This window comes from Deinococcus sp. KSM4-11 (assembly GCF_004801415.1).
Lineage (GTDB): Bacteria > Deinococcota > Deinococci > Deinococcales > Deinococcaceae > Deinococcus.
On record NZ_SSNX01000008.1, the window covers coordinates 89,419 to 110,905 of the forward strand.

The 21,487-nt window shown below is 68.4% G+C and carries 27 protein-coding genes; 5 read left to right on the forward strand and 22 right to left on the reverse strand.

Annotation, left to right across the window (positions count from 1 at the left end; translation table 11 throughout):
- Positions 1-61: 61 nt before the first annotated feature.
- The 18 genes from E7T09_RS18355 to E7T09_RS18440 all read right to left on the reverse strand — a co-directional run bounded on the left by E7T09_RS18355 (position 62) and on the right by E7T09_RS18440 (position 12,844).
- A complete protein-coding gene (locus E7T09_RS18355) occupies positions 62-2,155 on the reverse strand; it encodes an MDR family MFS transporter (RefSeq protein WP_136390645.1) in 2,094 nt (697 codons plus the stop codon).
- Positions 2,152-2,625: a MarR family winged helix-turn-helix transcriptional regulator gene (locus E7T09_RS18360; RefSeq protein WP_136390646.1), complete on the reverse strand. Its 474-nt coding sequence runs from the start codon at positions 2,623-2,625 to the stop codon at positions 2,152-2,154. Before E7T09_RS18360 ends, E7T09_RS18355 begins: the two co-directional genes overlap by 4 nt.
- Positions 2,626-2,827: 202 nt before the next feature.
- Entirely contained in the window at positions 2,828-3,241 is a 414-nt protein-coding gene (locus tag E7T09_RS18365) for a VOC family protein (RefSeq protein ID WP_136390647.1), read from the reverse strand.
- Positions 3,242-3,243: 2 nt separating this feature from the next.
- Complete coding sequence (locus E7T09_RS18370; RefSeq protein ID WP_136390648.1) at positions 3,244-3,879, reverse strand: dihydrofolate reductase family protein; 636 nt, start codon at positions 3,877-3,879, stop codon at positions 3,244-3,246.
- 139 nt (positions 3,880-4,018) lie between these two features.
- A complete protein-coding gene (locus tag E7T09_RS18375; RefSeq protein ID WP_136390649.1) occupies positions 4,019-4,429 on the reverse strand; it encodes a VOC family protein in 411 nt (136 codons plus the stop codon).
- Positions 4,426-4,872: a YdeI/OmpD-associated family protein gene (locus tag E7T09_RS18380; protein WP_136390650.1), complete on the reverse strand. Its 447-nt coding sequence runs from the start codon at positions 4,870-4,872 to the stop codon at positions 4,426-4,428. The genes E7T09_RS18375 and E7T09_RS18380 overlap by 4 nt, the downstream gene beginning before the upstream one ends.
- Positions 4,873-4,915: 43 nt before the next feature.
- The gene (locus E7T09_RS18385) at positions 4,916-5,602 is read right to left on the reverse strand and encodes a DUF899 domain-containing protein (RefSeq protein WP_136390651.1); all 687 of its coding nucleotides are present in this window, start codon (positions 5,600-5,602) and stop codon (positions 4,916-4,918) included.
- Positions 5,599-6,432, reverse strand: coding sequence for an alpha/beta fold hydrolase (locus E7T09_RS18390; protein ID WP_136390652.1), 834 nt, complete (start codon positions 6,430-6,432; stop codon positions 5,599-5,601). Before E7T09_RS18390 ends, E7T09_RS18385 begins: the two co-directional genes overlap by 4 nt.
- Positions 6,429-6,974 carry a dihydrofolate reductase family protein gene (locus E7T09_RS18395; RefSeq protein WP_168734937.1) on the reverse strand — a complete coding sequence of 182 codons (546 nt, stop codon included), beginning with the start codon at positions 6,972-6,974 and terminating at the stop codon, positions 6,429-6,431. Before E7T09_RS18395 ends, E7T09_RS18390 begins: the two co-directional genes overlap by 4 nt.
- Position 6,975: 1 nt before the next feature.
- The gene (locus tag E7T09_RS18400) at positions 6,976-8,448 is read right to left on the reverse strand and encodes a DHA2 family efflux MFS transporter permease subunit (protein WP_136390654.1); all 1,473 of its coding nucleotides are present in this window, start codon (positions 8,446-8,448) and stop codon (positions 6,976-6,978) included.
- Between the two features lie 26 nt (positions 8,449-8,474).
- A complete protein-coding gene (locus E7T09_RS18405; RefSeq protein ID WP_136390655.1) occupies positions 8,475-8,846 on the reverse strand; it encodes a VOC family protein in 372 nt (123 codons plus the stop codon).
- Complete coding sequence (locus tag E7T09_RS18410; RefSeq protein ID WP_136390656.1) at positions 8,839-9,447, reverse strand: dihydrofolate reductase family protein; 609 nt, start codon at positions 9,445-9,447, stop codon at positions 8,839-8,841. The genes E7T09_RS18405 and E7T09_RS18410 overlap by 8 nt, the downstream gene beginning before the upstream one ends.
- Positions 9,444-10,025 (reverse strand): dihydrofolate reductase family protein, encoded by a 582-nt coding sequence (locus E7T09_RS18415; protein ID WP_168734938.1) that lies wholly within the window; start codon positions 10,023-10,025, stop codon positions 9,444-9,446. Before E7T09_RS18415 ends, E7T09_RS18410 begins: the two co-directional genes overlap by 4 nt.
- 1 nt (position 10,026) lies before the next feature.
- A complete protein-coding gene (locus tag E7T09_RS18420) occupies positions 10,027-10,575 on the reverse strand; it encodes a DUF4287 domain-containing protein (protein WP_136390658.1) in 549 nt (182 codons plus the stop codon).
- Positions 10,576-10,598: 23 nt separating this feature from the next.
- Complete coding sequence (locus tag E7T09_RS18425) at positions 10,599-11,150, reverse strand: dihydrofolate reductase family protein (RefSeq protein ID WP_136390659.1); 552 nt, start codon at positions 11,148-11,150, stop codon at positions 10,599-10,601.
- Positions 11,150-11,689, reverse strand: a complete 540-nt coding sequence (locus E7T09_RS18430; RefSeq protein WP_136390660.1) for a dihydrofolate reductase family protein — start codon at positions 11,687-11,689, stop codon at positions 11,150-11,152. The genes E7T09_RS18425 and E7T09_RS18430 overlap by 1 nt, the downstream gene beginning before the upstream one ends.
- Before the next feature lie 32 nt (positions 11,690-11,721).
- A complete protein-coding gene (locus E7T09_RS18435) occupies positions 11,722-12,300 on the reverse strand; it encodes a dihydrofolate reductase family protein (protein WP_136390661.1) in 579 nt (192 codons plus the stop codon).
- Positions 12,293-12,844 carry a dihydrofolate reductase family protein gene (locus E7T09_RS18440; protein ID WP_136390662.1) on the reverse strand — a complete coding sequence of 184 codons (552 nt, stop codon included), beginning with the start codon at positions 12,842-12,844 and terminating at the stop codon, positions 12,293-12,295. Before E7T09_RS18440 ends, E7T09_RS18435 begins: the two co-directional genes overlap by 8 nt.
- A 150-nt stretch (positions 12,845-12,994) precedes the next feature.
- Here E7T09_RS18440 and E7T09_RS18445 point away from each other — a divergent pair, with 150 nt between their 5' ends.
- The 3 genes from E7T09_RS18445 to E7T09_RS18455 all read left to right on the forward strand — a co-directional run bounded on the left by E7T09_RS18445 (position 12,995) and on the right by E7T09_RS18455 (position 14,929).
- Positions 12,995-13,684, forward strand: a complete 690-nt coding sequence (locus E7T09_RS18445) for a helix-turn-helix domain-containing protein (RefSeq protein WP_136390663.1) — start codon at positions 12,995-12,997, stop codon at positions 13,682-13,684.
- A gap of 50 nt (positions 13,685-13,734) precedes the next feature.
- Positions 13,735-14,331: a GrpB family protein gene (locus tag E7T09_RS18450; protein ID WP_136390664.1), complete on the forward strand. Its 597-nt coding sequence runs from the start codon at positions 13,735-13,737 to the stop codon at positions 14,329-14,331.
- A 154-nt stretch (positions 14,332-14,485) separates the two neighbouring features.
- The gene (locus E7T09_RS18455; protein ID WP_136390665.1) at positions 14,486-14,929 is read left to right on the forward strand and encodes an SRPBCC family protein; all 444 of its coding nucleotides are present in this window, start codon (positions 14,486-14,488) and stop codon (positions 14,927-14,929) included.
- Between the two features lie 102 nt (positions 14,930-15,031).
- Here E7T09_RS18455 and E7T09_RS18460 read toward each other — a convergent pair whose 3' ends face one another.
- From E7T09_RS18460 to dkgB, 4 genes are all read right to left on the reverse strand, one after another.
- The gene (locus tag E7T09_RS18460) at positions 15,032-15,877 is read right to left on the reverse strand and encodes a phosphotransferase family protein (RefSeq protein ID WP_136390666.1); all 846 of its coding nucleotides are present in this window, start codon (positions 15,875-15,877) and stop codon (positions 15,032-15,034) included.
- A gap of 25 nt (positions 15,878-15,902) precedes the next feature.
- Complete coding sequence (locus tag E7T09_RS18465) at positions 15,903-16,967, reverse strand: M36 family metallopeptidase (RefSeq protein ID WP_136390667.1); 1,065 nt, start codon at positions 16,965-16,967, stop codon at positions 15,903-15,905.
- 123 nt (positions 16,968-17,090) lie between these two features.
- On the reverse strand, positions 17,091-17,372 hold the full coding sequence (locus tag E7T09_RS18470) for a DUF1905 domain-containing protein (protein ID WP_136390668.1): 282 nt from the start codon (positions 17,370-17,372) through the stop codon (positions 17,091-17,093).
- An 85-nt stretch (positions 17,373-17,457) separates the two neighbouring features.
- Positions 17,458-18,267 (reverse strand): 2,5-didehydrogluconate reductase DkgB, encoded by an 810-nt coding sequence (gene dkgB, locus E7T09_RS18475; RefSeq protein WP_136390669.1) that lies wholly within the window; start codon positions 18,265-18,267, stop codon positions 17,458-17,460.
- Between the two features lie 121 nt (positions 18,268-18,388).
- Between dkgB and E7T09_RS18480 the strand changes: the two genes are divergently transcribed.
- Positions 18,389-19,216, forward strand: coding sequence for a DUF4037 domain-containing protein (locus E7T09_RS18480; RefSeq protein ID WP_240741889.1), 828 nt, complete (start codon positions 18,389-18,391; stop codon positions 19,214-19,216).
- Between the two features lie 65 nt (positions 19,217-19,281).
- The gene (pnp, locus tag E7T09_RS18485) at positions 19,282-21,447 is read left to right on the forward strand and encodes a polyribonucleotide nucleotidyltransferase (RefSeq protein ID WP_136390670.1); all 2,166 of its coding nucleotides are present in this window, start codon (positions 19,282-19,284) and stop codon (positions 21,445-21,447) included.
- Positions 21,448-21,487 lie beyond the last annotated feature (40 nt).

Below are 21,487 nucleotides of genomic sequence, written 5' to 3' on the forward strand. Positions count from 1 at the left end.
TCCTTCCGGGGAACGGATGCGGAGCGGGGGCGGGCAGGCCCCCGGCTCCGGTCGGTGGATGTCAGTGGGCGGGCGCGGCGGCGGGCGCTTCGCCCTTGGGCTGGGCGCGCATGGGCACTTCCGGGACGAAGCCCGTGATGATCAGGCCGAGCGCGATGATCCAGAAACTCACCCAGAACAGGTGCCGGACGCTGGCCGAGAAGCCCAGTTTGGTGCCCTGGCTGACCTTCGCGGTCAGTTGCTTCGCGGCGGTGGCAGTCGCGGCCCGCACCTGGGTCATGGTGGTCGTGACGGCTCGCTCGGTCAGCGTGGGAAGCTGCGCCTCCATGCCCGCGCGGATCTGCGCGGCCAGCGCGGTCGCAGCGGGCGTGCCGATCACGGCGGCGGGCACCTGCGAAAGCTGGGTCTTGAGCGGTTCGGGGAGGGTCTGCGCGACCGTGTTCAGGCGCTGCTTGCTGCCGCTGGTGAGGGCGGTCTGGATCTGCGCGGCCTGCGCTTCCACACCAGTCCTGACCTGGGCGGCGATTCCGCCTCCGGCGATCACGTCACGGAGCTGGGTGGGCAGGGCGGTGTTCTGGAGGGCCTGCGCGGCGGCCGTCTTGTCCCCGCGCAGCGCGGCCTCGATCACGGCATTCTGCTTGTCCAGCGCAGCGGTGATCCTGTCGGCCGTGCCGGTGCTGCCGCCCAGGCCCGCGCCCTGGAGGGAGCCCATGTCGACCTTCTGGGTGGCCATGCCCGGAATCTGCGGCAGGTACCTGGGCAGTTCGGTCGAGAGCGTGCTGGTGAGTACCGTGCCGAACACGGCGAGGCCGATGGTACTGCCCATCTGGCGGAAGAACTGGCTGGCGCTGGTCGCCACGCCCGTCTGTTCGCGCGGCACGGCGTTCTGGATGGCCAGGGTGAACAGGCTCTGCGCCGGCCCCAGGCCCAGGCCCAGGATGACCATGCGCCACACGATGCCGAACTGCGTGGTGTCCACGCCCACGCCGGTCAGCGAGTACGCGCCGAGCAGCAGGATCACGCCGCCGCCCAGCATGACGGGCTTGTAGCGGCCGGTGCGCGCCACGAGCTGCCCGGCGACGATGGAACTCGCGATCAGGCCCGCCATCAGCGGCAGCAGCGTGAAACCGGAGTTCGTGGCGGTGATACCCAGTACCGTCTGCATGAACAGCGGCAGGAACATCACGACGCCCAGGAACGCCATGTTGATGATGAACGACGCGACGTTCGACACGCTGAACACCGGGTTGCGGAACAGTGCGAGCGGCAGGATGGGATCTTTCACGCGCGTCTCGGTGACCAGGAACGCGACCAGGCTCACGGCAGACACGGCGAACAGGCCGAGAATCCGGGCGCTGTCCCACGCGTAGGTGGTGCCGCCCCAGGTGAGGGCCAGCAGCAGCGGCACGGTGGTCGCCACGATCAGGGCCGCGCCCAGGAAGTCGATCCGGCCCTTGCCGTTGCCCATGCGCAGCAGCGGCATGAACCGCGTGACCAGCGCCAGCGATACTAGGCCCAGCGGCAGGTTCACGTAGAACACCCAGCGCCAGCCCTCGATGGTGTGGCCCAGCAGCGTGGCCGTGCCGTGATCCGTCAGGAAGCCGCCGACCAGCGGCCCCACGACGCTGCTCAGGCCGAACACCGCGCCGAACAGGCCGGTGAACTTCCCGCGTTCCAGCGGCGGAATGATGTCCGCGATGACCGCGAAGGCGCTCGACATGATGGCCGCGCCGCCCAGGCCCTGGATCGCACGGAAGACCACGAGCTGCACCATGCCGCTCCCGAAGAGATTCCCCAGAAAGGCCTCGCCGCTCAGGCCGCACAGGGCGCTGCCCAGCAGGAACAGTGACACGCCGATCAGCAGGATCGGTTTGCGCCCGTAGAGGTCGGAGAGCTTGCCGTAGATGGGCACCATGACCGTACTGGTCAGCAGGTACGCGGTGGTGACCCAGGTGTACAGCGACAGGCCATTGAGCTGCGCGATGATCTTCGGCATGGCCGTGCTCACGATGGTCTGGTCGAGCGCGGTGAGCAGCATGACGACCAGCAGGGCGCCCAGGATCACGTTGCGCTGACCGGGCTGGATGTCGAAGCCGGTCAGGGGCGTGGGCGCGGGGGCCGGGCTGGCGGCCGGGGCGGTCACGGAGGCCGTCATGCGTGGCCCCCGAAGGCGGTCTGCGCGGCGTGCGCGAGCGTCCGGATGGCGTCCATCACCCGGGCACGGTCGTCCGCCGGGATGTGGTCGAACAGCTGCTGGATGGTGGCGTCCACCGTCACGCGCGCGGCGTCCAGCACCTCCAGTCCGGCGGGGCTGACGCTCAGGCGCGTGCGGCGCGAGTCCTGCGGGTCGATGCTGCGTTCGATCAGGCCCTTGCCGAGCAGGTCGTCCAGGACGCGGCTGGTCATGTGCTTGGGGATCTGGAGTTCGCCGGCCAGTTCGGTGGGGTAGTGCACGCCCGAACGGATGTGGCCCAGCACCATCAGGTCCTTGAGCCCGACGCCGTGGGCGCGTTCGATCAGCGGCGCGAGGTGCCGGCCCAGGGCCTGATTGAGTTTCCACTGGATGGCCAGGAAGTGCTCCGTGTCGGTCTCCGGAGCGGCGAGGGGAGGAGATGCTTGCGTCATGCAACTATCTTAAAGGGAACTGGTTGCAAAATGCAATAGTTGGGAAGTTCACCCGGTAGGGGTATGACCTCCTCTCAGTCAGCTCGCGAACAGGATCGTCATGGGCGGATTGGCACCCATATCCCGGACAGGGCGATGGACTGGGTTCCCTGAGGCCGCTGCCGGTGCCAGCAGGCCCAAGGCACCGGGCTGTCCTGTACCGTCAGGGCGTCGGTTGGTGCGGCACGTTCAGCTGCCAGGACATGCCGTACCGGTCGTTCACCCACGCGAAGCGGGCGCTGAAGCCGTAATCGGCCGGCGGCATCAGCACCTCGCCACCCTCCGAGAGTCCGGCGTACAGGCTGTCGAACTCGGATTCGCCGTCACAGTCCACAAACAGCGAGGTGGACGGCGTGAACGTGAAGGCATGGACGGGCGGACTGTCCGAGACACGCAGGCGCAGCTCCGGCGTCAGGTGCAGCTCGGCGCCGGCGACGGTGCCCTCCGGGCTGATCTCGCCGGGGCCGTAGAGGCGCAGGTTCTCCACGCGGGCCAGGGGGAACAGGGACGTGTACAGGGCCAGGGCAGCGGTCGCCTGACCCTGGAACATCAGGGCGGGCGTGATGGTCTGCGGCATGCTCAATCCTCCTGGGGGGAAGTCCCGAGCCGGGAGACGTCGTACACGCTGAGCACGTTGCCGGAATCGGGGAAGGTCTGCACGCGCAGCAGCCGGAACAGCACGGGTGGGCGGCCCGTGAACAGCGGCGTCCCGCCCGGCCCGGCCAGCAGCGGGAAGGTCGTCAGGTGTAGTTCGTCCACCAGCCCGCGCGCCAGCAGGTCGTTCCACAGCAGGCGGCTGAGCTGGATCAGGATGGGCGGCCCGTGCCCGGCCTTCAGGGCGCGGACGCTGGACTCGGCCTCCGCGATCCGCACGGCCCGGGCGTTCGGGAAGAGCGTCAGGTCGGCGGGCGTCAGGACATCCGACACGATGACGATCTCGATGGCCGCGATCCGCCGTGCGAAGGCCCGTCGCACGTCGGTCGCCTGCGGGTCGTCCAGCACGCCCTGCCAGTAACGCAGGTTGTTCAGCGCCGAGACGTGTCCGGCGAGCAGCAGGGTGCCGGCACTGTCCAGCAACGCCAGGTTGTAGTGGTCGAACTGGTCGTCGCCGTGGTAGTCGGGGTGCTGGTAGGTAAACAGCGGCACCAGGGCGCGATCGGCGTCCTCATAGCAGCCGTCCAGGGTCACGAAATTGCTGACGATCACCGGCCTCATGCGGCCCCCGCTCGAGCCGGTTCACTGGTGGGTTGAAATCCGGGCGGAGGCGCGTGGCAATACAGCGGAATCCGTGTCATGTCCTCTCCTTTGCCGCTCGGTCGCGCCGGTGCGTGGTTCCGGGCGACGGGGCCACCGTCTACTCCCGGTTGGCCATCTGCTGCACGGCCCAGCCATTGCCGTCCGGATCGCGGAAGAATACGAACCCGACGTTGTTCAGGTCATCGTCCGGCGCCACCGGCTGACCGGGCCGGGCGAGGTTCTGCACCTCCCCGACCTCCACGCCCCGCGACACGAGTTCAGCGCGGGCCGCCCGGATGTCCGGCACCACGAGCTGCACGCCCTGCAACGTGCCCGGCTGCATCTGCCCCAGGTGCGTGCCGAGCACGATCGAGCATCCGGAACCCGGCGGCGTGAGCTGCACGAGGCGTCGCCCGCCATCCATGGACCTGTCGTGATCCACGTGAAAGCCCAGGCCCTCCGCGTAAAACGCCTTCGCGCGATCCACGTCCGAGACGGGCACGATGACGACCTCCAGCGTCCAGTTCATGCGCGACCGGACAGCGTTTCGATGGCCTTCGCCACGCGCCGCGCCCGCGTCTCGGGGTTGTTGGTGCCCTCGACGCTCAGGGTGTGCTGCCGCTTGCCGCTGTACGAGAGCTTCCCGAACGCAGTCAGGGCGGCGGGATTGCCGTCCAGCGCGGCCTGGAGGTCGTCCGGCACCTCGACCTCACGGGGAGCGGTGTCCAGTTCCAGCGTGACCTGCACGCGGTCACCGGCGCTCAGGCCCGCGCCTTTGCGGTGCTCGGCACTGACGGGAATCATGGAGCGGCCCCCCATCACGCCAACCGTACTGCGGTACCCGTAGCCGTTCAGGGAGACGGTGATCGCGGGCTTTTTCCCACCCCCGAGGGCGTCCATGATCTCTGTGGGCACCTCGATGCCGGTGGCGGTTTTCCCTTCCTGCTTCAGGGTGGCGTCGAACGTGGGCATATGAACTCCTTGGAGGCGCGGCTGGATCGGTGGCTGCTTGCGGTTATCGGTCGTACTCATCGTGCCGCTTGATCTTCGTGAAGGTATCGTCCTGCGGCCAGCCGGCGGGCACGTCCTGCCACGCCTCCTGGCGGCCATACGGCGTGAGATCCAGGTGCCCGGCGATGCTCGACAGCAGCTCGACGCCGCGCGCCTCCGTGCGGTACGTCAGGTAGGGTCGGCCCTCAAGTTGCAGGTACACGCTGAAGCCCGAGACCTCACCGCCACCGGGCCGCGTCCAGCCCCAGTCCTGGTTGAAGGTCGTTCCGCCGGACGAGTACCACGGCACGGTCCAGCCCATCCGTGCCGAGTAGGCCAGCAGCTTCTCGATGGGCGCCCGCGAGAGCCGCACGAAGCTGATGTCGTACGGCGCGAAGTGCGCCAGGTGCGGCACGGCATTGTCGGCGTCGTCCGAGCAGAACGCGCACCCCTGCGCCCACGCCGGATCGAACATGAAGTGATGCACGATCAGTTGCGAGCGGCCCGCGAACAGCTCCACAAAGGTCACGGGGCCGCTCTCGCCCTCGAAGGTGTAGTTCTCGATCTCGGTCATGGGCAGACGGCGGCGCTGCGCGGCGATGGCGTCCAGCACGCGCGTCCCGGCCTTCTCCAGCGGCAGCAGGGCGTCGCGGGCGGCCGTCCAGGCCTCCCGGTCGACGATGGGCGGGTGGGCGTGGGCCGTGTCGATCATGCGTGAACCTCCGGGGTGGGGGCGTCCAGGAACGCCGTGACGGCGCCCGCCAGCAGCGGCGACATGAAGATGTCGTAGTGCGTCGTGGCGGGCAGAATGGCCAGGCGGTGCGGCGTCATGCCGGACTGATCCCAGCCGCCGTCACGCTGGCCGCCGCCCAGCAGCGCGAAGAACTCGGCGGCGTGCGCGGTCGGGAAGCTGTCGGCGTCGCCCACGACGATCAGGGTGGGCATTGTCAGGGCCCCTATCTGCTCCGCCCAGTCGTACTCCTGGCGGAGCAGGTCGCCCATCTTGCCCCACATCCGCGCCCAGTCGTCCGGGCGGGGGGCCACGCGGACGTACGCCTCGTACATGGGGGTGTTCAGCATGTGCGGCGCGATGTGCTCGCCCATCTGATCCATGCCCGCACGGGACTCGGCGTACCACCCGTCCCGTTTGAAAGGCGCGGACACTGCCACCAGTGTCCGCACCATGTCCGGATGCCGGATCGCCGTCTGGATGGCCACGCCGCCCCCCAGCGAGTAGCCCATCACGTCGGCCTTCTGGGTGCCCAGGGAGCGCAGCAGCGCGGCAATGTCGTCGGCCATCACGTCATACCCCAGAGGCCGGTCGATGTCGGCCGTGCGTCCGTGGCCCTGGAGATCCACGGCGATCACCTCCCGGTTCGCGGTCAGGGCGGGCGTGAGAACGCCGTCAAACATGCCGGTCGATCCGAAGCCGCCGTGCAGCAGGATCAGGGGGACGCTGCCCGGACGGGGCGTGCCCGTCCGCTCGTAGTACAGGTGTAGGCCGTTCACGTCGGCGTACTGGCCTGGGATCGTGGTGGTCATGGAGTGCCTCCTTGTGGGGCGTAGCGCAGCAGCAGCAGGCCGTCCGGGAAGGAGCGGGCCTCCAGCAGCGTGAGGGACTGCTTCAGATCCGTGGGGAAGAGGGGGTGCCCGCCGCCGTGCAGCAGGGGATGAAGCCACAGCTGATACTCGTCGATCAGCCCCGCCCCTGCCAGCGCGCCCAGCAGCGTGACGCTCCCCAGGGTGACGATGTGCCCGCCATCCTGCTGCTTCAGGGCCGCCACACCTTCCAGATCGGGAAGGACGGTGGTGCCCACCCAGGCAGGCTCCTTCAGCGTGCGCGACACCACGGCGCGTGGCGTGCCGTTCACGAAGTCCGCGATCCACGACGATCCCGGCGGCTGCGTGGGCCAGTGGGCGGCGAGGTGCTCGTAGGTGGTGCGGCCCAGCAGCAGCGTGTCCGTGTGCCGCATGACGTCCTGCACGAAGGCGTCGGCGTCCGGGTGGCGGACGGGCATCCACCCGGCGGGATTCTCGGTCACGCCGTCCACGGAGAGGTCGAGGTTCGCGATCAGGCGGCGCACGTCAGTCGCCGGGCTGAGGCGTGGGGGTCTCAGCTGTGCCGTGGCCGGCCCCGCCGTGCGTTCCCTGGGGCGTGGACCGCAGGCCCAGCGAGAGCGGAATGGCGACCACGGCGATCCACGCCGACACCGTAAACGCCAGCTGGATGCCGCCCTGCTGGGCGAGCAGTGGTGCCGCGCCCCCGTGCGCCAGGGCCGCGCTGCGGGCGGCGTACAGCGTGACCAGCAGCGCCATGCCCGCCGCGCCCGCCACCTGCTGCAGCGTGCTCAGAATCGCGCTGCCGTGGGAGTACAACTGCGGCGGCAGCGGCCCCAGGCTGCTCGTGAACACCGGCGTGAACAGCAGGGCCAGTCCCACACTGAGGGTCACGTGCAGGGCCAGCAGCGCCCACACGGGCGTCCCGGTCGTGAGGTGCCCCAGGCCGAACAGCACGCCCGCCATCAGCACCGTGCCGGGCAGCGTCAGCGGGCGCGGCCCCACCCGGTCGTACCAGCGGCCCACCAGTGGCGAGAGCAGTCCCATGACCAGTCCGCCCGGCAGCAGCAGCAGCCCGGTCTGTAGGGTGTTCAGGCCGCGCACCCCCTGGAGGTACAGCGGCAGCAGGATCGCGCCACCGAACAGGGCCATCATGGCAATGACCATCAGGCCCACACCCAGCGTGAACTGCGGCAGGCGGAAGGCGCGCAGGTCGAGCAGCGGCGCGTCCCGCCGGATCAGCATCTGCTGGCGCAGCACGAACAGGATCAGCGACACCACGGCCACGCCCAGCGGCCACAGCACGTTCAGACTGCCGAAGCCGCCGGGGCCGCTCGCCTGGTTCAGCGCGTACACGAAGCCCCCGAAGCCCAGCGCGGATAGCGGAATGGACACCAGATCCAGCGGCGCGTCCTTGCGTTCGCCCACGTTGCCCAGCATCCGCGCGCCGTACGCCAGGGCCGCCAGGGCGATGGGCAGCACGAACAGGAACATGAAGCGCCACGACAGCGCCTGCAGGATCAGGCCCGAAATCGTCGGCCCGATGGCCGGCGCGACCGAGATCACGATGCTGATATTCCCCATGACTGCGCCCCGCGTGCGCTCGGGCACGACGGTCAGCACGGTCGTCATCAGCAGCGGCAGCATGATCGCCGTGCCGGACGCCTGCACCACGCGCGCCAACAGCAGCGGCACGAAGCCCGGTGCCAAGGCCGCCAGCAGCGTGCCCGCGCTGAACAGGCCCATGGCCAGCAGGAACACCGTGCGCGTGGCGAGGCGTTGCAGCAGGAAGCCCGTGATGGGAATGACCACGGCCATCGTCAGCATGAACGCCGTGGACAGCCACTGCGCGTTCCCGGCGCTAACGTGCAGGTCCTTCATCAGGACGGGAATGGCGACGTTCATGATCGTCTCGTTCAGGATGACCACGAAGGTCGCGATCAGCAGGATCACGATCACCGCGCGGTCACGCGGGGCCAGCGTCTCAGGTGGAGCAGTCATGGACAGACCTCCGGGGTCGGGGTGGGTCAGGCGTTCTGGATGACGGACAGCACGTTGCCCGCCGGATCGGCGAACCACGCGATGGTCGGGCCCTGACCGCGCATGATGCCCTTGGCGTCGAGGTTCATGCCGTCATACTTCAGGGTGTCCACACCGGCGGCGGCCAGAGCGTCTACGGCGGCGTCCACATCGTCCACCGGGAAGTTCATGACGGTGTAGGTGGCGGGCTGGTGGTTTGGCTTGGGGTACACCAGGACGGGCCGCCCCCCCGTGACGTGCAGATGCAGCATGCCGTGCTCCTCGCTTACTTGCAGTCCCAGCGTGTTCTCGTAGAAGGAGCGGGCGACGGCGATGTCCTGCACGGAAAAACCGCTGAAGGCGGGGGCATTCTCAAACATGGGGTGCTCCTTGTGACGTGTCGCCCGCCTTCACCACGCGGTAGCGCAGGTGGGTGGCGGCGGGCGTGGGAATGACGCGCAGGCGTTCCAGTGGAACCGGCCCGCCGATGTGGGCGAACAGGGGGCGGCCCGCGCCCAGCAGCAGGGGGGCGACGTGAATTTCCAGTTCGTCGACCAGCCCCGCCTTCAGGGCCTGCTGGCTGACGTCCGCGCCCATCAGCATCACGTCCTTCCCGGCCGCCGAGGCCCGCGCCAGCGCCAGGGCACGGTGCAGGCCGTCAGTGACGAACACGAAGGTCGTAGGGCCACGCTCGAGCGTGTCGTGCGGGCGGTGCGTCAGGACGAACACGGTGCTCGGCCCGAACGGCGGCTGGTCGCCCCATGCCGTGTTGGCGATGTCGAAGGTGCGGCGGCCCAGCACGCACGAGCCCAGCCGCTGCTGCGGTTCCTCGACCAGCAGCTTCAGGTCGTCCGGCGTGGGGTGGTACACCCACTCGTGCAGCACCTTGCCGCCATCGCCCAGGCCGTTGCCGGGGCCGTCGTTCGGGCCGGTCACGAAGCCGTCGAGGGACATGGTGATGTCAATGATGACTTTGCTCATACGGGGACTTCGTCATGAAGAACCGTGTAGCGCAGCATGACCACACCTTCCTGGAAGGCTTTCGTTTCCAGCAGCGTGAGCTTCGTTGCCTGCCCGGCCTCGAACAGGGGCGTGCCGCCGCCCAGCGTGACCGGGTTCAGGTAGATCAGGTACTCATCCACCAGGCCGAGCTGCGCCAGCACGTGCACCAGCCGGGGACTGCCGAAGACCATCAGATCGCCGCCCGGCTGCGCCTTGAGCGCCCCCACCTGCCCGGCCACGTCCTCGCGGATGAGTATGGTGTTGTTCCAGTCGGCCCGATCCAGCGTGCGGGAAATCACGACTTTGGGAATGGCCTCCACCCAGGCCATGTGGGCGCGGTCATGCTCGGTGCTGTCCGGGTTGGCGTTCACGGTCGGCCAGTAGCCTTCCATCATGCCGTAGACCACTCGGCCATACACGGCGGCCCCCACGGCCGTCAGGCGAACGTCCACGTCGGCGGCGATCTCCGGCGCGACGTTCGCCCATTCCAGTTCTCCTTGCGGCCCGCAGACGTAGCCGTCCAGCGTCAGGTGCGTGAATGAAACGAGTTTCCGCATCTCAGTTCGCTCCCTCGTAGGCCGCCCGCAGCCAGTCCATGACCTCCGCGTCGATCTGCGCGGCGTCGGTGATCCGCACCCGGTGCGTGACCATGCTGTTCCAGGTGCCGGCGGCCTCGAACCGTTCGGTGGCGTCGGCGCCCCGGCGTTTGATCCCCAGATCGAGGAACGCGGCGCCGGGCTGCACGATGGCGACCTTGCTCCGCCCGCGCAGCACGCTGACGTAGGTGTCGGTGGGTGCGATGTCCACATCGTCCCCGAAGTCCTGGACGGCCGCCAGGAGCTTCTCGTAGGTATCCTTCCACACGGCCTTCTTGCCGCTGAAGATGGCGTCCACCTTCTCGTCCTTCGGCGTCTTCTTGAATTCGGGCTTCAGCAGGGCAGCGGCGACCGCCGTCGCGTGTCCGTGCCCCAGGCCGTACTCGTCCTTGAGCCACCTGACGATCTCGCCGTGCTTGGAGAGGCCCTTCTCGCTGCTCTGCGCGCGGAAGTCGGCCACGGTCTTGCCCGTCTGTGCTTTGACGCTGTCCAGATACGCCTGAAATGACATGGGTCTCCTTGGTGGCTCGGATCTCAACGAATGACGCGGTACCGCAGGAGGGTGGCGTCCCCGATGTCGGTGGCCCGCAGGCGTTCCAGACGAACCGGGTGACGCAGCGGCCCGAACAGGGGGGTGCCGCTGCCCAGCAGCAGGGGGGCCACGCCGATCTCCACTTCGTCGATCACCCCGGCCTCCAGGGCCTGCTGCGCCGTGTTCGCTCCGCCGATCACTAGCACCTCCCGGTCTCCGGCGGCGGCCTGCGCCCGCGCCACGGCGTCCTCGATACCGCCGGTAACGAAGGTGAAGGTCAGGTGCTCGTCCTGTTTCGGGGCCACGGCGGGCGGGTGGTGGGTCAGCACGAAGATCGGAACCTGGTACTCGTACTGGCCCACGTAGTCGTCGGGTTTTCCCATGTCGAAGGCGCGGCGTCCCATCACGACTGCGCCGGTGTCCCGGATGGAGTCCTGCATGAAGGCCGTCTCCATCAGCACCGCCGGATCGGGGTACAGCGCGCCGACCTTGCCCTGCGGGTCGTTCACGAAGCCGTCCAGCGAGACGAACATGGACAGCAGCACCGTGCCCATCAGCGGGCGGCCGGCTGGTACTGGAGCAGCACCACGCCGGAACTGAAAGTGCGCGACGCCGTCAGCGTGAAGTTCAGGGCACCCTCCTCGAAGAGCCGATTGCCGCCGCCCACCGTCACGGGGTACACGAGCAGGTTGAGCTGATCCACCAGGCCGCGCTCCAGCAGGAAGCGCGTGAGCTGGCCGCTGCCGTACACCAGGATGTCGCCGGCGTACTTGTCTTTCAGAGCTTGAATCTCGTGGGCCACGTCGCCCCGGATGATGGTCGAGTTGTTCCACGTCGCCTCGGTCAGCGTGGTCGAAACGACGTACTTCGGAAGGCTGTTCATGGCGGCGGCGCCGGGATCGTCGTCGCCCCTGGCCGGCCACGCGGCCGCCATGCCGTCGTAGGTCACGCGGCCCTGGAGCAGCGCGTCGGTCGTCTCCATCTCCGAGGCCTTGAACGCGGCGATCTCGTCGTTCCAGTAGGGCGCGCTCCAGGAGGGGGTATCGATGACGCCGTCCAGCGAGAGGAATTCCGAGATGATCAATCTGCCCATGGGTCTCCTTTGAAGCGCCTTGAGAATCGTGTTCAGGTCGTCGGCAAGGCGGCGTAGGAGAGCAGCACCACGCCGTGCGGGAAGGTGCGCGATTCGCGCAGGGTCAGCGGGAGGGTGTGCTCGCGGCCCGGTTCGAACAGGCGGCGGCCTGCGCCGACCACGACCGGATGCACGAGCAGATCCAGGCGGTCGAGCAGCCCGTGCTCCAGCAGCGACTGCACCAGCGTGACACTGCCGCTGAGGTTCAGGGGCCGGTCACCGGCCTGCTTAAGCTGCGTGATGGCGGGCACGAGGTCGCCCCCGATCAGGGTGGAGTTCGCCCAGTCGGCGTGTTCCAGCGTGCTCGAAACCACGTATTTGTGCACGCCATTCATCCTGGCGGCCGGCGGGTTGCTGTCTCCCTGGGGCCCGAAGAAGGACTGGAACATCTGGTAGGTCTCGCGGCCCAGCAGCAGGCCGTCGCTGTCGTCGGCGGACGTGCCGATGAACTCCCCGAGTTCGGGCGAGAAGGAGGGCATCGTCCACCCGGCGCGCTCGAAGGTGTCGGCGGGGCCGGGCCCTTCGACGACGCCATCGAGGGACATGAACAGGCCGGCATTGAGTTTACGCATGGGAAGCCTCCTTCAGGCGGTAGGTCAGGTGGGTGGCATGGGCGGATGGCACGCTGCGGACACGCTGCAGCGGCGTGGCCGGGCCGTGCTCCGGGAACAGGCGCAGGCCGCCGCCCAGCAGGACGGGCGCCACATGGAGCTGGATCTCGTCCAGCAGGCCCGCCGCGAGGAACTGCCGGGCCACGTCCGCGCCGCCAGCCACGCAGACGTCGCGCTCGCCGGCGGCGGTGCGGGCCTGGGTCAGGGCGCTCTGGAGGCCGTCGGTCACGAAGACGAAGGTGGCCCCGCCGCGCTCCACGGTGGGCCGGGGCGTGTGCGTCATGATGAAGTGCGGGACGTGGTATTCGGTGTCGAAGCCGTCGGGGGCCGTCCCGAAGGCGCGGGCGCCCAGGATGATCGCGCCGATGCCGCCCAGCAGTTCAGCCTTGATGTCATGGGCGGCGTCCTGGGCGAAATACCAGTCGTGCAGGCCACCATCCTGGCCGTCGGGGCCAGCGATGAAGCCGTCGAGGGACACGGCGAGGTCGAGGAACACCCGGCTCATGGGCGGGTTCCGGTGGGGTGTGGACGCATGGGGCCTCCGGGAATGGGCTGGGAATGGAACGTCTTGTACCTGTTTAGCTTAGAACATAATAGTCCGGAATTGCAACCCCCCGCTCAGTTTTTCGGACTGAACCGAGTACACTTGGTGGATATGACCACCCGGCGCGGTTCCGGTGCGCGCAGTCCCGAACGCCGTTCCTACGAGGACGGCTGCGCCGCCGCGCACGCCCTCGACCTGATCGGGGAACGCTGGGCGCTGCTGGTCGTGCGGGAACTGCTGCTGGGCCCCCGGCGCTTCACCGATCTGAAGACCACGCTGCCCGGCATCAGCGCCACGGTGCTCACCCAGCGTTTGATCGACCTGGAAGGCATCGGCGTGCTGCGACGCGAACCGCTCCCGGCCCCGGCCTCCGGCTCGATGTACGCCCTGACCCCCTGGGGCCACGAGCTGGAACCCGTGCTGATGCAGCTCGGGCGCTGGGGTGCACAGTCTCCGTTCAAGCCCCCCGCCCCGATCAGCCTCGCCACCCTCATCACCGCGCAGCGCACCATGTTCAGCGCGCCCGCCGCCGCCGGAATCGAGGCCACCGTGGCACTGCACGTCGGCCGGGAGCAGTTCACGGCACGCGTCGTGGAGGGCACGCTGGAACTTCACCCCGGCAGCGGCCCGGCGGACGTCACCCTCAGCGGCGACGTCGCCACCCTCGGCGGCGTGATCTTCGGCGGGCTGCCCCTCGAGACGGCCGAGGCCGACGGCCTGCTGCGCGTGCAGGGCGACCGCGACCTCGCCGCGCGGTACGTGACCCTGTTCCCGCTGCCTCCCACCATCGCCCCGTCCTAACGCAAGTGGCGGATGCGGGCGGGGTCGCTGCCGGAAATACTGAGGGCCGCATGTCCGACCTTCCCCCGGTACCGACCGATCCGCCCGTGACGGAGGCGGAGATGCGCGCGGCCTTCGTGGTGCCCCCGGCCCGCCTGACCGGCCCCATCGAGGTCGTTCCCTACGACCCGCAGTGGCCCGCGCTGTACGGGCGGGAGGCCCGGCGCCTGCGCGATCTACTCGGGGGGCGCGTCCTGGCGCTGGAACACGTGGGCTCCACGGCCGTGCCCGGACTCCACGCCAAGCCCATCATCGACCTCGACCTGACCGTGGCGGACTCTGCCGATGAAGCCGCGTATGTGCCCACGCTGGAGGCCGCCGGGTACCACCTGACCATCCGCGAACCCGAGTGGCTGGAACATCGGATGTTCAAAGGCCCAGACACGGACATCAACCTGCACGTCTGGTCGCCCGGCAGCCCCGAGGCAATCCGGCACGTGATTTTCCGCGACTGGCTGCGCACACACCCCGCAGACCGGGCCGCGTACGCGGCGCTGAAGCGCGACCTGGCCACCCGACCCTACGCCTACATCCACGAGTACAACAACGACAAATCGGCCCTGATCCGTGAGATCTACGCGCGGGCCGCCGCGGCGCGGGAAGGATAAACATCCATCAAGTCCCCGCCCATGCGGGGTTCAACCCCCACGGGCATGATGGACTTCTCGCCCGTATTCCGCTGGCCTACACGCGTCCCCGGCTGGTGGCGGCGATCAGCGCACAGAGGCAGCTTCACTGCCGGTTGCGCTCAGGAGGTACGTCATGCCGCAGGTGACCGCCCAGGTGTCCCGTTCCATCGCCGCGCGCCCGGAGCAGATCTGGACGGCGCTCACCTCGCCGGACAAACTCAAACGGTTCTTCCTCGGGGCCGAGGTGACCTCCGACTGGACGGTCGGCAGCCCCATCCGCATGCGCGGCGAATACCAGGGCAAAGCCTACGAGGACAAAGGTGAGATCCTCCGCGCCGACCGGCCCCGCACCCTGGAGTTCTCGCACTGGAGCGGGTCGTCCGGTCAGGCGGACGTGCCGGAGAACTACCACGTGCTCACTTTCGACCTCACGCCCGATGGAGACCGGACGGACGTGACCCTGAGCCAGTCGAACCTCAAGGGCGGCGTCACCCCCTCCGATGAGCAGCACCGCGCGGAATTTGAGAAGAACTGGCAGACGGTGCTGGACGGCCTGGCGCACACCGTCGAGCACTGAGCTGGCGGGCGGAACCGACGTCCTGGTCAGAGTGCGGCAGTTCGAGATGCGGTTCAGGAGCACCTGTCCAGCGTGGGGTGACTGCGATCTGGCGAAGGCGATTCAGGACGCCGGTATGGCGGCCAGCGCCTGCCCGACGAACCAGTGGTGTCGCTCGCGCATCGTCCGTTCCTGCCCGGCCTCCAGGCCCCAGGTCTGCATCCGTCCACAGGGACGCAGGGCCGCGCGCAGATCCCAGATGGGCAGAGGGGACAGGTCGGTTCCGCCTGCCCCGGCGTAGGCCCGAGTGAAGTCCTGCATGGCGCTCTGGCCGTGAAAAAAGAGGAGTTCCAGCCTCGTGTTGCCCACGTCCGCCAGCGGATCACCCAGTCCGGCGTCCTCCCAGTCGAGCACGGCACTCAGGGCGCCGCCGCTCCAGAGGGTATTCCCCGGCCACAGGTCGCCGTGCAGCACGGACAGCCGGCCCAAAGGCGGCGGATGTGCGGCCAGCGCGGCGCGGATGCGGGACTCGGACAGCGATTCGTCCGGGAGGCCCTGGGGTGCAGGACTGCCCGGCAGGACACGGAGTGGCAGCCCCTGCGGCTCCAGGGCGTGCAGCCGGGCCAGGAAGTGCGCGAGTGACTCAGGATCAGCTCCTCCTTCCGCGCCACTCTGCCCGTCCATCAAAGTCTGGACGAGGACGCCGCTTTCCTGCCAGAGTGGCTCGGGAACGGGCAGCCCGGCGCGGTGCAGGAACCGCAGCAACGCGAATTCCTGCGCGGCCACGTCCGGGTTCGCGCTCAGGTTGCGGGCGCCGTACTCTCGCACCACCACACGCCGTACAGCTCCATCCATCTGACGCAGCGTCAGGGCCGTGACCTGGGCGGACACGCCGCCGGTCAGCGACTCCGTGGACGTCACGGCCTCGCCAGGCCACAACCGCCGGAGGAGGTCGTGAACAGCGGTCATGCGGCCAGGATTCACACGACCAGTGTTACAGGATGCCGCGATCTGCGAAGGCCTGTTTCACGGTGGCGGCGACCGACTTGCCGTACAGGGCCTGCGCGGTCGTCACGGTCGCCTGTGCGGCGGCAGTGAAGCTGGTGTCCGGCTTGAAGGCAAACTGAGCGTCGATGATGATTCGGTCGGCCCGGTACGCGCCCAGCGCCACGCGGATGTCCCACAGGGCGCGCGACCAGATCTCGCCATCGGCGTGCACCTCGCCCACCACGTCCTGCGGGTAGCGCTTGTTGGTGTCCGTGCGGCGGATGCAGTGCGGCACGGTGCGCGTGTAGGCGGTGCTGTCCCAGTCCATCAGGCACGGCAGTGGCGTCTTCACGGGCGCGCCGTTCGCCCGCGCCACGGCGTCCGCGACCGTCAGGCCCAGGTAGTCCCCGAAGGCCTCGCCGATGCTCCCAGCCTCCAGGCTGGTGCCGAAGCCGGGCACCTGGGCGTTCTGGACGGCGTGGCCGTACTCGTGCACGATCACCTCGCCATCCTCGGCGTCGTCCACGCCGCCCTTGCCGTAGCGGATGATGTCTGGCTGGTCGTTCTGGTACGAGTTGTCGATCCCGTACTGGCTGACCTTGAGCTGCTGCTGCTCCCTGTGCACCGCCGGAAGTTCGGTGCCGAAGCCCAGCGACTGGATGTACTTCTGCGCTTCCGTGACCCAGTAGTACGCCATGACCTGCTCGAACTGATCCTGATCCCGTGTGAAGTTAAAGGGCCCACTGCCGTACACGGGCGTGCCCGTCTCGCTGACGACCTTCGCGTAGTCGCCGCTGAGGTACCCGCTGCCATCGAGGTTCGTGAGGGTGACGCTGTAGTACGCGCTGGCGGGCACGGCGGCGGCCGCGTCCTTCTGGTCGCTCAGGGACTCGTCGCCGGTCGTCTGCACGGGGTTGGGCAGGAAGGCCTTTGCGGCGGCCGTATGCTGCCCGGTCGCCGGCTTGCCGTTCCCACCCTGCGCGGCCAGCGACCGTGACGGTGCCTGTCCGCACGCGGCGAGCATGGACACACTGAGAACTGCGGCCAGGGCCATCCGAAAGCTGGATTTCATGTACCGGCATCATAGGGCGTCGGCCGCACTCCAAGAACCGTCGCGTCACACACGGAACAGCCGCATACCTGTCGATGAGAAGGCGGACGCGCTGCTGAGCGACCGGCTGACACGCCCGCAGGATCAGGTGCGCAGTTCCAGGTGCAGGGTCACGTCCTGCCCCTCCTCCAGTCCTTCCTTCTGGCGGACGTTCGCGCGGATCGGCACGATATACAGGCCGTCCTTCGGGAACAGGGAGGTCGGCCAGCGGGTGCCGCCGATGGTCACATGCACGGGAATCATGCCCCAGCCGTACGTCACGAACTTCGAGGCGGCCTTCAGCTCGGCCGCCTCGTCGTCCGGAACCGTCACGAAGTAGTGCGGGGCGGGGCCGCGCCAGTGCCAGAGAGGGCCGCTGAACTCCATATGGGCACTATACGCCCTGAACTGAATGTGGGCCTGATATACGTCGGGAGCCACGGTGAGTTATGGCGTCCGGGCCGCGCTGTCCTCAGTCCCAGTCGGGCGCGACACTCGGCGGATTGGCGATGCGTTCAGCGCCACCTCTGTCGAGCGTGGCGATCTGCGCCATGTCCTCGTCCGAGAGGATCAGCTTCAGCGCCCCGAGGTTGCTTTCCAGGTTCTCCCGCTTCGTACTCGACGGAATGACCGAGTAGCCCTGCTGTAAGGCCCACGCCAGCGCCACCTGCGCGGCCGTCGCACCGTGCTGTTGGGCGATGGCTTGGATCACCGGGTCGTCCAGAACCTTGCCCACCGCCAGCGTCATGTACGACGTCAGGTGCAGACCCTCGGCCCGGGCGAACCCGGCCAGCGTGCGGTTTTGCAGGTACGGATGGATCTCCACCTGGTTGGTCGCAATGGGCGTGTCACCCAGGATCTTCATGGCGTTCTGGAGCAGCGCGACCGTGAAGTTCGACACGCCGATCTCCTTCGTCAGGCCCTGCTGCTGCGCGTCGGCCAGGGCCGTCAGGTATTCCTCTGCGGGCACGGGGCCGTTCGGGGCGGGCCAGTGGATCAGCGTCAGGTCGACCTGCTCCACCCCCAGCTTCTGCACGCTCTCGCGCAGGCTGGCGACCAGCTTGTCCGCGCTGTAGTTGTCGGGCTTGATCTTGGTGGTGAGGTACAGCTCACTGCGGGGCACGCCGCTCTGCGCGATCACCTCGCCGATCTCGCCCTCGTTGCCGTAGCCCTGCGCGGTGTCGATGGCGCGGTACCCGACCTCCAGGGCGTTGCGCACCGAATCCTTCACGACCTGATCTTTCAGGCGAAACGTTCCCAGACCAAAATTAGGCACACTCATGTCGAACCTCCGTCGGGAGGCATCATGCGCGTGTCGGGTGGCCGCGACCATGTGACGCGGGTTGATACAACGCACACCTTGAGGCCATCGGCGCGTCGCAGGGGCGGAGCATACTCGCGGGGTGACCACCACCGATCTGCCACAGACCCTGGCCGACCTGTACGCGACCATCCCGCAGGTGCTGGCGGTGGTGCAGGGCGGTTCGGTCACGGCCGGCAACCAGGACGCCTCCTCGGACATCGACCTGTACGTCTACTGCCGCGAGGACGTGCCTGTGGCGCTGCGCCGGAACATCGCCGCTCCACGCGCCCAGCGGCTGGAGATCGACAACCACTTCGCCGAGTGTGGGGACGAGTGGATCGAGCGCGACGGCCGGGCTGTGGACGTCATGTTTCGCCCGGCCGCGTCCTTCGAGGATCACCTCCACTACCTGCTGGAGCGCTTCGAAGCCCACCAGGGCTACTCGACGGCGGTGTGGCACAACCTGCGAACCTCGCGCCTCCTGTTCGACCGCGAGGGCTGGTTCGCGCGCCTGCAAGCCCAGGCACTGCAGCCTTACCCGGATGGCCTGGCGCAGGCGATCATCGCCCTGAACGTGCCCCTGCTTTCCGGCCACATCAATTCCCGCGCCGCTCAGGTGGCCGTGGCCGTCCGGCGGCGGGACCTCGTGGCGGTCAACGGCATTCTGACCAAACTGCTCGCCAGCTACTTCGATGTGCTGTACGCCCTGAACCGCGTGCCCCATCCGGGCGAAAAGCGGCTCCTGACGCTGGCCGCCTCGCTTCCCCTGACGCCCGCAGGATTCGTGCCAGCCATCGAGCAGCTGCTCACCGTCACGCCCGGCACCCTGGACGACGTGCCGGCCCGGGCGAGTGCGGTCATCGATCCCCTGCTCGACCTGCTGGCCGTTCATGGACAGCGGCCGCCTGCATGGGGGGAGCCGGTCTGATCGGGCAGGTCGGGGAGCGGCGCACGGTCTGCCCCGGCCCATCCGGCGCGGGATAGACTCCGCACATGATTGGAAAAACGTATACGACGATGCTCGGCGACAAGGAGCTGAGCATCGAGACCGGCAAGCTCGCCAAGCTGGTGAGCGGCAGCGTCACCGTGCGCTACGGCGACACCATGCTGCTGGTGACCGCCCAGGCCCGCGAGGAACGCTCCACGCTGGACTTCCTGCCGCTGACCGTGGAGTTCGAGGAACGCCACTACGCCGTGGGCAAGATCCCCGGCAGCTTCCACCGCCGTGAGGGCCGCCCCGGCGAGAAGGCCATCCTGGGCGCCCGCATCACAGACCGGCAGATCCGGCCGCTGTTCCCCAAGGGCTACCGTCAGGAAACGCAGGTGATCATCACGGTCATCAGCGCGGACCAGCAGAATCTGCCGGACGTGCTGGGGCCGATCGGGGCGTCGGCGGCCCTGAGCATCTCGGACATCCCCTGGAACGGCCCGACCGCGTGCGTGCGCGTGGCGCAGATCGGCGGCGAGTACATCATCAACCCGACGGTGGATCAGCTGTCGCGCAGCTCCATGGACCTGGTCGTGGCGGGCACGAAGGACGCCGTGATGATGGTTGAGGCCGGCGCGCACAGCGTCTCCGAGGACGCGCTTGTCGGCGCGATCGAGTTCGCGCACGCGGGCATGCAGGGCGTGATCTCCCTGATCGAACAGATGAAGGCCGAGCTGGGGCAGGAGAAGTTCAACTTCATGGCCGACTCCGACCTCAGCACGGATCTCGTGCCGGAACTGGCTGAGAAGGCCCATGCGGGCGGCCTGAAGGACGCGCTGCTGACCGCCGGGAAGAAGGAACGCAGCACGCGCACCAAGGCCCTGCGGGACGGCATCATCGCCGGCATCGAACCCGATCCCGACGCCGAGGGTGCCAAGGAGCGCATCACGGCGCTCAAGAACGCCTTCTACAAGGTGGAGAAGCAGGAACTGCGCCGCCTGATCGTCGAGGACGACCTGCGTGCCGACGGCCGCAACAGCAAGACCGTGCGGCCCATCTGGATCGAGGCGCGGCCCCTGCCCCGCGCGCACGGCAGCGCCATCTTCACGCGCGGCGAGACGCAGGTGCTGGGCGTGGCCACGCTGGGTACCGAGCGCGACGAGATCCTGGTCGATGACCTCACCACCGAGGACAACGACAAGTTCATGCTGCACTACAACTTCCCTCCGTACAGCACGGGCGAGGTGAAGCGCATGGGCGGCCAGTCCCGCCGCGAGATCGGGCACGGGAACCTCGCCAAGCGCGCCATCCGCGCGGTGTTGCCGTCCTTCGAGGACTTCCCCTACGTGATCCGCATCGTGGGCGAGGTGCTCGAATCGAACGGGTCGAGCAGCATGGCGACCGTATGTGCCGGCACCCTCGCCCTGATGGACGCGGGCGTGCCGATCAAGGCTCCAGTGGCGGGCGTGGCGATGGGCCTGGTCATGGAAGGGGAGAAGTACCGCGTCCTGACCGACATCCTGGGGTCAGAGGACGCGCTGGGCGACATGGACTTCAAGGTCTGCGGCACCGCCGAAGGGGTCACGGCCCTCCAGATGGACATCAAGGTGGGCGGCATCACCCCGCAGATCATGCGCGAGGCGCTCGCGCAGGCCCGCGACGGCCGCCTGCACATCCTGGGCAAGATGGCCGAGGTGCTCGCGGCGCCCCGTCCGGAACTGTCGCCCACCGCGCCGCGCATCGTGAGCATCAAGATCAACCCCGAGCTGATCGGCAAGGTCATCGGGCCGGGCGGCAAGCAGATCCGGGAACTCGAGGCCATGGGCGCGCAGGTCACGGTGGAGGAGGACGGCACCGTGCGCATCTTCAGCGCGAGCGGCGAGTCGGCCAATGCCGTGCGCGCCAGGATCGAGAGCATCACCCGCGAGGCGAAGGCTGGCGAGGAATTCGACGGTACCGTCGTTAAGACCACGCCGTTCGGGGCTTTCATCAACCTCTACCCCGGTCAGGACGGCATGCTGCACATCTCCCAGATGTCGGAGCAGCGCGTGAACGCCGTCGAGGATGTGCTGAACGTGGGCGACAAGCTGCGCGTGAAGATCGCGGGCGTGGACGACCGGGGCAAGATCGACCTGATCCGGCCTGAGCTGGAGGGCAAGATCGCCCCGCGTGAACCGCGCGGCCCGCGTCCCGGTGGCGACCGGGGCGCGCGCCCGCCCCGGCGCGATTGACGTTCGGGGACAGCCAGGCAGAGAACGGGCCGCCCGAGTG